General features: G+C 64.9%; 11 protein-coding genes. 7 read left to right on the plus strand and 4 right to left on the minus strand.

Annotated elements, in window-relative coordinates; genetic code table 11:
- Positions 1-235: 235 nt before the first annotated feature.
- Complete coding sequence (locus ACT6UX_RS12865; protein ID WP_444775556.1) at positions 236-1213, plus strand: Bug family tripartite tricarboxylate transporter substrate binding protein; 978 nt, start codon at positions 236-238, stop codon at positions 1211-1213.
- Positions 1214-1289: 76 nt separating this feature from the next.
- Here the strand turns inward: ACT6UX_RS12865 and ACT6UX_RS12870 are convergent, their stop codons facing one another.
- Positions 1290-2078: a class II aldolase/adducin family protein gene (locus ACT6UX_RS12870; protein WP_444775557.1), complete on the minus strand. Its 789-nt coding sequence runs from the start codon at positions 2076-2078 to the stop codon at positions 1290-1292.
- Positions 2079-2214: 136 nt separating this feature from the next.
- Here ACT6UX_RS12870 and ACT6UX_RS12875 point away from each other — a divergent pair, with 136 nt between their 5' ends.
- From ACT6UX_RS12875 to ACT6UX_RS12895, 5 genes are read left to right on the plus strand one after another with little or no spacing between them, the layout of a single operon-like run.
- Complete coding sequence (locus tag ACT6UX_RS12875) at positions 2215-3531, plus strand: NtaA/DmoA family FMN-dependent monooxygenase (RefSeq protein ID WP_444775558.1); 1317 nt, start codon at positions 2215-2217, stop codon at positions 3529-3531.
- Positions 3532-3556: 25 nt separating this feature from the next.
- Entirely contained in the window at positions 3557-4660 is a 1104-nt protein-coding gene (locus ACT6UX_RS12880) for an ABC transporter substrate-binding protein (protein WP_444775559.1), read from the plus strand.
- A gap of 19 nt (positions 4661-4679) precedes the next feature.
- A complete protein-coding gene (locus tag ACT6UX_RS12885) occupies positions 4680-5798 on the plus strand; it encodes an ABC transporter ATP-binding protein (protein WP_444775560.1) in 1119 nt (372 codons plus the stop codon).
- Positions 5799-5806: 8 nt separating this feature from the next.
- Positions 5807-6703, plus strand: a complete 897-nt coding sequence (locus ACT6UX_RS12890; RefSeq protein ID WP_444775561.1) for an ABC transporter permease — start codon at positions 5807-5809, stop codon at positions 6701-6703.
- On the plus strand, positions 6700-7509 hold the full coding sequence (locus ACT6UX_RS12895; protein WP_444775562.1) for an ABC transporter permease: 810 nt from the start codon (positions 6700-6702) through the stop codon (positions 7507-7509). The genes ACT6UX_RS12890 and ACT6UX_RS12895 overlap by 4 nt, the downstream gene beginning before the upstream one ends.
- Here the strand turns inward: ACT6UX_RS12895 and ACT6UX_RS12900 are convergent.
- Positions 7487-8026: a peroxiredoxin gene (locus ACT6UX_RS12900; protein ID WP_444775563.1), complete on the minus strand. Its 540-nt coding sequence runs from the start codon at positions 8024-8026 to the stop codon at positions 7487-7489. The genes ACT6UX_RS12895 and ACT6UX_RS12900 overlap by 23 nt on opposite strands.
- A gap of 74 nt (positions 8027-8100) precedes the next feature.
- Complete coding sequence (locus tag ACT6UX_RS12905) at positions 8101-9261, minus strand: NADH:flavin oxidoreductase/NADH oxidase (RefSeq protein WP_444775564.1); 1161 nt, start codon at positions 9259-9261, stop codon at positions 8101-8103.
- Between the two features lie 13 nt (positions 9262-9274).
- Between ACT6UX_RS12905 and ACT6UX_RS12910 the strand changes: the two genes are divergently transcribed.
- Entirely contained in the window at positions 9275-9763 is a 489-nt protein-coding gene (locus tag ACT6UX_RS12910) for a CoA-binding protein (RefSeq protein ID WP_444775565.1), read from the plus strand.
- 334 nt (positions 9764-10097) lie between these two features.
- Here ACT6UX_RS12910 and ACT6UX_RS12915 read toward each other — a convergent pair whose 3' ends face one another.
- Entirely contained in the window at positions 10098-11618 is a 1521-nt protein-coding gene (locus ACT6UX_RS12915) for a Do family serine endopeptidase (protein ID WP_444775566.1), read from the minus strand.
- Positions 11619-11652: the final 34 nt, after the last annotated feature.

Raw genomic sequence — 11652 nt, forward strand, 5'->3', positions numbered from 1 at the left:
TCGCCGATGGAGCGATGTTTCCCTGCGGGCGCGACAGGCGGTTCCTGTCGGCTGTGATCTGCCTCTCGGCAGCACCGAAACCCTGCCCTCGGACTCCGCCGAGATCGGACGCGAGAGAGAGATCTCGAAGCGGTAGCCTTTCGTCTCTTTCGGGGGACCCGGAACCCATTGACGGCCAAGCATGCGAGTCTGTTAATCCTTATCAGATAAAAAGAAGAGCATTGGGAGAGCGCTCATGAGAGTTTCGAAGTTGTCACGCCGTGCGGCAGTCGCGGCGGCCATGGCGAGCATTGGAGCGGCCGCTGTTCCGGCAGTCGCCCAGGACTTCCAGCCGGGCAAGCCCATCGTCATCGTCGCGCCGTTCGGGCCCGGCACCACCAACGACATCATCGCCCGACTGCTCGCCCAAGACATGACGACCACCCTGGGGCAAAGCGTCATCGTCGAGAACAGGCCTGGCGCCACCGGCAACATCGGGGCCGACTACACGGCCAAGGCACGGCCCGACGGCCATACGGTGGTGATCTCCTCCCTGAGCAACATCATCAACCAGGCCACAGGCAACAACACGGTCAATCTGCTGAACGACCTGACACCCGTCAGCTTCACGGGCGGCGTCTACTATTCGATGTTCGTGCCCAACGAACTGCCTGCAAAGAGCGTCGCCGAACTGGTCGAACTCGCGCGCAAGCAGCCCGGCAAGATCAACTTCTCGGGCTTCGCCGGCGGCGTGCCGCAGTTCTTGGGCGAGATGCTCAATCGCGCCGCCAAGATCGACATGGTGATGGTGCCCTACAAGAGCACCACCGATGCGCTGAACGACCTGCTCACCAACCGCATCCAGGTCTGGTTCACGCCCGTTGCCTCCGGCATTCCGATCCACAACGCAAAGCAGGCACGTTTGCTTGCCGTTACCGGCGAAAGACGCGCTGCAGCACTTCCCGATATCCCGACCTTCAAGGAACTCGGCTATCGCGACATCGTGGCCGATGTGTCGTTCTACATGATGGCGCCCAAGGGAACGCCGCAGCCGATCGTCGACAGGCTCTACCGCGCCGTCGACAAAGCGATGGAAAGTCCCAAGGTCAAGGAGTCCTTCCGCGTACAGGGCATCGAGGACCGGCGCGGTGGTCCCGCCGAGCTGGGCGCCTATATCGCCGCCGAACTCGGCCGCTGGACCGAGATCGTGAAGCTTTCGGCGCCGGTGAAGTAACGCCTGGCTCTCGAATCAGAAGAGCGCGCCTCTCGGCGCGCTCTTTTCGTGTGCACATCGACCAGAGGCTGGCGGATCACTGGCGCCAGTCAGTGCCCTTGCCCTCGATCTGTCGCAGGGCCGCCTTCCAGTAGGTCATGCCGTATTCCGGATTGGCGCGCTGCTGCCTGGCGCGCTCGCCGTACTGGCGGATCACGTCTTCCTCGATCGGCGCGGGTTCCTCGTCGAGGCTGCGGGCGATAACCTCGACCTCGCAGGCGCGCTCGAGCATGTACATGCGCCGCAATGCGCCCTGGATCGTCGAACCGACGGTCAGAAGGCCGTGATTGCGCAGCACCACCGAGTTGCCGCCCTGGCAGGAGACGCCGAGCGCATCGCACTCTTCCTGGGACGTCGGCATGCCGTACTCGTGATAGACGAGATCGTCATAGACCGAGAGCGCGTCCTGGCTGATCGGGCGGATACCCTTCTTCAGGACGGAGACGCCGGTGCCGGCGCGGGTGTGCGTATGCATCACGCAGTTTGCATCCGGCCGCGCCTTGTAGACGCCCGAATGAATGGTGAAGCCGGCGGCATTGAACTTGCCGTCCTTGGCGTAGACGTTGCCGTCGATGTCCATCTTCACGAGGCTCGAGGCAGTGATCTCGTCGAACAGGTCGCCGTAATTGTTGATCAGGAAGCACTTCGGCTCGCCCGGGATGCGCACAGTCATGTGGGTGTCGATCGTGTCGGTCCAGCCGAACTTGTCGGTGATCCGGTAAAGCGCCGCGAGGTCGCAACGGGCCTGCCATTCGGCTTCGGTCATATCGAGCTTGTCGGATTGCATCACCGTATCCATCTCGCGCTCCTGCTGTGTTTCGGCCACGCCGCAGGCTTCATCGTAACGCAACTCGCGTTGCGGTGCGATCCGCTCTTTCCCCTTGGGATGCAGAGCCGCCCTGCGAACGCTCGGCACAGTATTTGCGTCTCGTATGCCGGACAGGCGGCAGCGGAGGGCGTTCGTGGCGACCAACCCATTTCATCTCGCGTGGTTCTTGCAGGGCTCCAGTGTGCAGGCATGGGGCGAACCCTGGACCGGCCACATCGGGACGACCTGGGAGCAGCCTGAACTGTTCCTCGACATGGCGCGCAGCCTGGAACGCGCCTGCTTCGACTATATCCTGCTCGAGGACTCGTCTTACGTAGGAGAAAGCTTCGGCGGCTCGACCGAGATCTACCTGAAAAAGGCCATCGCCGTGCCGCGGCAGGACCCGTCCGTGGTCGCTGCGCTGATGACCCAGGTTACCTCGCGCATCGGGATCGTGCCGACCTTCGGCACCTATGCCTACCACCCGTACCTGCTGGCCCGCCTCATGGCGACGCTCGACCAAGTGTCGGCCGGTCGCGCCGGCTGGAACGCCGTCACCGGCAGCTCCGACTTCGCGGCGATGAACTTCGGCATGCCCGGCATGCCCGAGCATGACCTGCGCTACGACATGGCCGACGAATACATGGAGGTGGTGCGCGGCCTGTGGGGTTCGTGGCAGCCCGGCGCCATGATTGCCGACCGCAAGAGTGGCAACCTGATCGACCATACCAAGGTCCACGCCGTGAACTACGAGGGCAAGTACTTCAAGACCCGCGGGCCGCTCAACTCCGGTCCCAGCCCGCAGGGCCGGCCGGTGATTGCCCAGGCCGGGGGATCGCCGCGCGGTCGACGCTTTGCTGCCGCCCATGCCGACACGATCGTCGTCAACGCCAAGGGCATCGACGCCATGCGCGCCTATCGCGACGACGTGCACAAGCACATGATCGCGCAAGGCCGCAAGCCGAGCGACTGCAAGGTCCTCTACCTGATCAATCCGATCCTCGGCGAGACCATGGAAGAGGCACTGGAGCGCAAGAAGAAGCGCGAGTGCATGGCGCAGGCCAACATCCAGGAGCGCCTCGCCCACTTCGGCAAGGTGACCAACATCGACTTCGGCAGGTTCGACCTCGACAAGCCGCTGCCCGACGACGTGACGACCAACGGCCACCAGCTCAATCTCGAACAGTTCAGGGCCTTGGCCAACGGCCGCTCGATCCGCCAGACGATGGCCTCGTTCAACGCGGTCGACCTCTCGATCGACCTCTGCGGCACCTGCGATTCAGTGGCCGCGCGCATGGGCGAGGTCATGCAGGAGGTCGGCGGCGACGGGTTCCTCTTCTCCATGCCCAACGTCAGCCGCCGCACCCTGGCCGAGATCGAGGATGGCCTGGTGCCCGCCCTCCAGGACCGCGGCCTGGTGCGCAAAGCCTACGAGCACAAGCAGTTCAGGGACAATCTCCTCGCTTACTGATCCAGCCACCGGAAGGAACGCATCCATGGGCAAGAAGATCATCGGCCGGCGAACCACCTTCGGCCTCATCGGAGCCGGCCTCGTGGCAGCCCCGTTCATCCGGCCGAGCTATGGCCAGGCCGCCTGGCCCGAGCAGACGACGGTGCCCGATGTCCTGAAAGGCAGCGGTGAGGTCCGGATCGCCACCTTCGGGGGCACCATGCAGGAGGTTCAACAGAAGGCCTATTTCGAGCCGTTCGAGAAGATCACAGGCATCAAGGTACGCGCCTTCCCAGGCTCCGACGCGACCAAGATCAAGGCCATGGTCGATACGGGCAATGTCGAGTGGGACATGGCCCAGCTCAGCCGCGGTTCGATCATGAACCTCCAGAAGCGCGGCGACTATTTCGAGAAGATCGACTACGACATCGTCGACTCGGGCGTCGAGCCCCAGTACCGCTTCGAGTACGGCCTTGAGATGCTGGTCTGGGCGCAGGTTCTCGCCTACCGCACGGATGCCTTCAAGGGCGCCGTCCCCTCCGGCTGGGCCGACTTCTGGGATACCAAGAAGTTTCCCGGCGATCGCGCCATGTTCGGGACCAATAGCGGCGGCTGGCCTGAAATGGAATTCGCGCTGATGGCCGCCGGCGTGCCGGCCGACAAGCTCTATCCGATCGACGTCGACAAGGCGATGGCGAGCTACGGCAAGATCAAGAAGGACGTCTTCAAGTGGTGGGATACCGGCGCCGTACCGATCCAACTGCTGACCGACCGCGAAGTCACGATGACCACGGTCTGGAACGGCCGCATGGCGGCGCTGCAGGCGGCGGGCGTGCCGGCGGCGATCAGCTGGAACCAGGGCCTGCTGAAGCGCGATGCCTGGGGCATCCCGAAGGGGGCCAAAAACAAGGTCAACGCCATGAAATTCGTGGCCTATTCGACCATGGCCATTCCGCAGGCGCGCGTCTGCCTCGGCATCCCCTATGGCTCGGTGAATGCCAAGTCCAACGAGTACATTCCAGCCGAACGCCTGGCCGTGCTGCCCAGCGCGCCGGACATCAAGAAGCAGCTCGTCAACTACAATTACGATTGGTGGATCGCCAATCGCGAGACGGTCATTCCCAAGTTCAACAAATGGCTGCTGAGCTGAAGCCGTGGCCGGCGCTAGCATGAACGGAGCCGGCTCCGCCTCGGGCAGCGGTGCATCGGTGACGCTCTCCCACCTGGAGAAAACCTACGATCGCGCCAACGCCGCCGCCAAAGCCGTGGACGGCGTCTCGCTCGACATCCGCTCTGGCGAATTCCTGACGATGCTGGGGCCCAGCGGCTCGGGTAAGACCACGACCCTCATGATGATCGCCGGCTTCGAGACGCCCACCGCCGGCGACATCGCGATCGACGGCAAATCGGTCGTCGCCATGCCACCCTACCGCCGCAACATCGGCATGGTGTTCCAGAACTACGCCCTGTTCCCTCACCTGACCGTCGAGGAGAATGTGGGCTTCCCGCTGAAGCAGCGCGGCGTGCCGAAGGCGGAGCGCGCCAAGCTGGTCGCGGAGGCGCTGGACCTGGTGCACCTGCCGGGATACGGCTCGCGCTACCCGCGCCAGCTCTCGGGTGGCCAGCAGCAGAGGGTCGCCGTCGCGCGGGCCGTCGTCTTCAAACCGCGCCTGCTGCTGATGGACGAGCCGCTGGGCGCGCTCGACAAGCAGCTGCGCGAAAATCTCCAGCTCGAGATGCGGCGCCTGCACGCCGATCTCGGCATCACCTTCATCTATGTGACGCACGATCAGGAAGAGGCGCTGACCATGTCCGATCGCATCGCTGTCATGAACGACGGCAAGGTAGCGCAGGTCGGCAGCCCCGAGGATCTCTACGATCGACCCGACAACCGCTTCGTCGCCGGTTTCATCGGCGAATCGAACTTCCTGCCGGCGATCGTGCGCGGGCTGGAGAACGACGTCGTGGTCGCCGAATGCGAGGGCACGCTCATCCGCGCGCTCTGTCCCGCCCGCCCGGGAAGTGGCGACAAGGTTACGCTCACGACGCGGCCCGAGCGCTTGCGGTTTGCCGACGGAGCCTGGGTTGGGGCGGAGACGCAGCATAATCGTCTCAGCGTCACCGTGACCGAAGCCGTTTTCGCCGGCGAGCGCTGCCGTTACATGCTGCAGGCCGGCGACGGTACGTCGATCGTGCTCAAGGAACCATCGAGCGCCGCCATCCGCCGCCGTGCCGTCGGCGAGCGCGCGGAAATCGCGTGGTCCATCGCGGACACGATTCTTGTCTGAGGTGCGCCTTGTCTGAGGTCGTGCAGCCCGCTTCCATTGCCCTCGCGGTCAGCCGGCCCAAGACGGCGCCGTTCGACTGGCGCCGAGCGGTGCCCTTGCTGCTGGCGGCACCGCTGCTGATCTACATGCTGGTCTTCTACGCATTGCCGGTGGTGGCGATGCTGCTGCGCAGCGTGAATGACCCGACCTGGACGCTCGCCAACTACGCTACCCTGTTTGAGGATGTCGTTTTCCAGAAGACCTTCTGGATCACGCTCAACACCTCCGTCATCGTCACCCTGGGCTGCCTGATCCTGGGCTATCCGGTCGCCATGGGCCTCGTGCGCTCAAAGACAATGGCGCCGTTTATCCTGGTGATCATCCTGCTGCCCTTCTGGACCAGCGTTCTGGTCCGCAGCTACGCCTGGATGGTGCTGCTCGGACGCCACGGCCTGGTCAACGAAGCGTTGATGGCACTCGGCATGATCGACCGTCCGATCCGGATCCTGAACACGACGCTCGCGACGCAGATTGCGATGATCCACATCCTTCTTCCGTACATGATCCTGCCCATCGCCAACGCCCTGCGGCAGATCGATCCTTCCCTGATCCGCGCCGCCTCAGGCCTCGGCTCTACGCCGTTCATGACCTTCCGGCAGGTGATCCTGCCGCTCTCCATGTCGGGCGTGGCAGCGGGGACTCTCCTCACCTTCGTGCTGGCGCTGGGCTTCTACATCACGCCCGCCATGGTCGGCGGGCCGCGCGACATCACGCTCTCGATGCTGATTGCCCAGCAGGTCGACCAGCTCAACTGGGCCTATGCCGCGACCCTTTCCGCGATCCTGCTGGCGACGGCGCTGGCCATTCTCGCGGTTGCACGCAAGCTGCCGGGTGTCGGCAACGCCTTCAAGACGAGCCTGCGATGAGGTTGGCGAGCATCCTGCCGGCCAGCATCGTCGGGTTGATTCTGTTCTTCCTGGCCTTCCCCATCGTCGTGGTGGCGATCGCCTCCTTCTCGTCGGCGACCTATCTCACCTTTCCGCCGCCGGCCTTCGGCCTGCGCTGGTACGAAGCGTATTTCAGCAATCCCGACTGGCTGAAACCGACATGGGTCAGCATCTGGGTCGCGTCAGCCGTCGTCGTGCTGGCAACCTTCCTCGGCACCCTGGCCGCGCTCGGCATCGCGCGCCTGCCCAAGGGCATGCGCGTCGTCGCGGCCGGCCTCATCCTGTCGCCGCTGATCGTGCCCGGCATCGTCGTGGCGATCGGAATCTACTATGCCTATTCGCGCTATGGCCTGGTCGGCACGCCCATCGCGATGGTGCTGGCGCACACCTGTCTCGCCGTTCCCTTCGTCGTCACCAGCGTGACGGCGAGCCTCTCCGGCATCGATCCGCGGCTGGAGCAAGCCGCGCTCAGCCTCGGCGCGACGCCCGGCGCCACCTTCTTCCAGGTGACCTTGCCGCTGATCCGACCGGGCGTGCTGGTGGGCGCCCTGTTCGCCTTCATCACCTCGTTCGACGAGTTGATCGTGGCGCTGTTCATTTCAGGCACCGGCGCCGTCACCCTGCCGCGTCGCATGTGGGACGACCTGCGTTTCCAGATCGACCCGACCATTGCCGCCGTCTCCACCCTCACGATCGTGCTGACGGCCGCGCTGATGGGCGCCGCGCATCTCCTGCGCAAGCGCGCCGAGCAGAACCGGATGGCTACTTCTTCTGCAGCGCCTTGACCGCCGCCAAGGTGTTCTCGACATGCTTGTCGGGATTGCGATCGGAGAAGGCGTAAACGATCTTTCCATCCGGCGCGATCACGTAGGAAATGCGATCGGCGATACCGACGCTGCCTACCCGGATCAGGGCGGAGTCATAGGCCTTGATGACCTTGAGATCGGGATCGGCAGCGACCGGGAACTTGCCCGAGCAGGCCTGCGTTGAAAACTTGTGCAGCGTGCCGATGTCGTCAGCCGACATCCCGATCAGGGTCGCGCCCATGGCGTTGAACCGTTCCGCCGCCTCCGCGAACTCATGCGCCTCGGCGGTGCATCCGGTCGTGAAGGCCTTGGGGAAGAAATAGAGCACCACGGGCCCCTTCTTCAGCGCATCGGCCAGCGAGAACGTGTAGTCCTTGCCGTCGAGCGCCGCCTGCGCCGTGAAGACGGGCGCGGTGTCGCCGGGCTTCAAGGCTGCCCAGACCGGGGTCGCCGCGATACAGGCGAGCGCGAGAGCCGTTGCTGCAATCCGCTTCATGATCTTCTCCTTCAGGGGGCGGACCATAACGCGTGGCGGCACTCGCCGGTGTCACGTCCGAGTGAGGCAATGCTTCACTCGGCGTTCAATCCCTTCATGTAGGTCGAGGGTACGACCGACTTCACCGACTGTGCACGCTTGGCCAACCAATAGGCCTGTGCCGGCGGCACCGAGGCGAATTTCGGGTCGACGCCCAGCTTCTGCGCCGCATCCATCGGCCAGTTCGGATTGTAGAGGAGCTCACGCGCCAGGGCGATCAGGTCCGCGCGGCCCTCCTGCAGGATCTTCTCCGCCTGGTCGGCATGCACGATCAGGCCGACGGCCATGCTCAATATGTCGGCGTCGTTCTTCAGCCGATCTGCATAGGGCACCTGATAGCCGTAGGTCACGGGACCGGTGCCCACCACCGGCGCGCCGCGCATGCCGCCCGAGCTGCAGTCGATCACGTCGACGCCCTTGGGCTTCAGGATCTTCGCCAGCGCGACGCTCTGGTCCGGCCCCCACCCGGCATCGTCCTCGACAGAAAAGCGCACGAACAACGGCTTGGAAGCAGGCCAGTGTGCACGCACGCTCTCCACCACCTCGATGGCGAAGCGCATGCGATTGAGCTCGCTGCCGCCATACTGGTCGTTGCGCACATTCGAAAACGGCGAAAGGAACTGATGGATCAGGTAGCCATGCGCCATGTGGATGTCGAGCACGTCGAACCCGGCCTCGCGCGCGCGCCGCGCCGCCTGCCCCCAGCGCTCGACTGCCTCCGGGATCTCCGCCAAGGTGAGCGCCCGCGGCGTCGGATCGGTGCCGGGCGAGTTGATGCCGCTCGAGGAGACGAGCTCCCACTGGTCCCAGTCGTCGATCTCGGGGGACGGCTTCAGCGGCCCGCCGCCTTCCCAAGGCCGGAAGCGCCGTGCTTTGCGTCCCGAGTGTCCGAGTTGGATGCCTGGCACGGAATTGTGCAGCCGGATGAAGTCGACGCAGCGCTTCAGGCCGGGAATGAACGCATCGTCCCACAGGCCGAGGTCGCCGACCGTGCCGCAGCCACGCCGCTCGACCTTGGTAGACTCCATGATCACGAGGCCGGCGCCGCCCGCGGCATAGCGGCCGGCATTCATCAGGTGCCAGTCGGTCGCGAAGCCCCTCTCCGCCGCATATTGGTGCATCGGCGCCACGACCACCCGGTTCTTCAGGGTGACGTCGCGAATGGAAATCGGCTCGAACAGCATCGGACCGGCCATGTATAATCCCCCCATGAAAGCCGCCTTCAGCGACCGTTACGACGATCTCTATCTGCGCAAGATCCTGCGCGACACCCGGACCATCGCCATGGTGGGCGCCTCGGCCAACTGGAATCGTCCCAGCTATTTCGCCATGAAATATCTGCTGGACCGCGGCTACAAGGTCATTCCGGTCAATCCCGCCGCCAAGGGCCAGGAAATCCTCGGCCAGAAGGTCTACGGCTCGCTCGACGAGCTGCCGGTGAAGGTCGACATGGTAGACATCTTCCGCAATTCCGAGGCCGCCGGCGCGATCACCGACGAAGCGATCAAACATGGCGCCAAGGTGGTCTGGATGCAGCTCGGCGTGGTCAACATGGACGCCGCGGCCCGCGCCGAAAAGGCCGGTCTCAAGGTGGTCATGAACCGCTGCCCCAAGATCGAGCACTCCCGCCTTGCGGGCACGATCGAATGGCACGGAATCGCCAGCGGCGTCATTTCCTCGAGGAAGCGCGCGCTCTGAGGCTGGGAGCGCACCACCAGAAAACAGAAGGCCGGCTTGGGCCGGCGGCTCGAAAGGGTTGGGAGGTCCGCAGTACCCACACCTGGCTGCGGACCTCCGCTCCCCCTCATGATCGCGTCTTTCCGGTCTTCGCCTGAAATGACGCGGCCCCCCTGAGAGATGCTGTCGGATGCAGGAAAGCCGGCGATGGTGGGGCCACCGCCGGCTCCTTACTGAGGTCTTGCTAACCGCCCGGGGAGAGATAGCGGCTTCGCTTCAACCTCGAAGACTGACTCGATATCCGGAGAGAAGGCTTCGGTCGGAGCCCGAGGGCTCCGACCGATCGAGAGGTTTGCTAGGCCGCCCGGGGAGAGATAGCGACAAAGCGCGTCATCCCCTCTCGAAACACCTTCATCAGCACCGGCTTGCCGGTGGTCTTCGCTTCCTTGAGCTTCTCGACGGCCGCCTTCGGGCTGTCGACGGCGTCCTTGCCGACCTGCTGGAGGACGTCGCCGGCCTTGAGGCCCTGGTCGTCGGCCGGGCTGCCCGGCTCGACCGTGGCAACGACCACACCCTTCACGTCACCATCCAGACCGAGCTGCTTGCGGGCCTCCGCAGAGAGCGGCGCCAGGGAGACACCGTAGGAGAGCGGCGCCGCCTTGGCGGCTCCGTCCTTGCCATCGGCGCTGGCCTTGACGATCGCGTCGTCCTTCTGGCCACCGACCTTGGCGGTGAGCGTCGTCTCCTTGCCGTCGCGCCACACACCCAGCTTGACCGAGGTGCCCGGCTTGACCGCGGAGATCGTGCGGGTCAGCTCCTTGATGCCGTCGACCTTCTTGCCGTCGACACTGACGATCACGTCACCCGACTGGACACCGGCTGCGAGCGCCGCGCTGTCCGGCTGGACCACCGCCACCAGGGCGCCCTTCTCGCTCTTCAGCGACAGGCTCTCCGCGATCTCCTTGGAGACCGGCTGGATCTGGACACCGAGCAGGCCACGCTCGACCCGGCCGCTGTCCTTCAGCTCCGCGACCACCGGCTGCGCCAGCGACGACGGGATGGCAAAGCCCAGGCCGATGCTGCCGCCGGTCGGCGAGTAGATGGCTGTGTTGATGCCGATCACGTTGCCGTCCATGTCGAACAGCGGGCCGCCGGAGTTGCCGCGGTTGATGGCGGCGTCGGTCTGGATGTAGTCGTCGAACGGCCCGGAGTGGATGTCACGGCCGCGCGCCGACACGATGCCCGTGGTCACGGTGCCACCCAGGCCGAACGGGTTGCCCACCGCCATGACCGGCTGGCCGACGCGCACCTTGGTGGCGTCGCCGAACGAAACAAACGGCAGGGCCTTGTCGCTCTCGACCTTCAGCACGGCCAGGTCGGTCTTCTCGTCGCCGCCCAGCATCTTGGCCGGCAGTTTGGTGCCGTCCGCCATGGTGATGGTGATCGAGTCGGCCTTGCCGACGACGTGGAAGTTAGTGACGATCACGCCCTTCGGGTCGACGATGAAGCCCGTACCCACAGCCTGGGCCTTCTCCTTCGACTGCGGGCGGCCCTTGCCGTCCGGACGACCCGGCTGGTTCGGCTGCATCGGCTGGCCGAAGCGCTCCGCGAAGCGCTTCATGAATTCTTCCATCTGCTTCTGCTGCGAGTCCGACGTGCGGGTCTCGTCTTCGTCGTCCGCGCCAGCCTTCATGGTCACGGCGACATTGACGACCGCAGGGCTTACCTTGGCAGCCAGGTCCGAGAAGTCCTGAACGGGCATGGTCTGGCCGGCGATGGCCGCCGGAGCGGTGAACATCGGGGCGATCAGGGCAGGCGCCGTCAGGGCAGTGGTGAGCGCCAGGGCGGTCAGGATACGGGACTTGGTCTTGGTCATGATCTACAGCCTCCTCCTTGGGGGGTGACCGCAA

The organism is Reyranella sp. (assembly GCF_052439685.1).
GTDB lineage: Bacteria > Pseudomonadota > Alphaproteobacteria > Reyranellales > Reyranellaceae > Reyranella.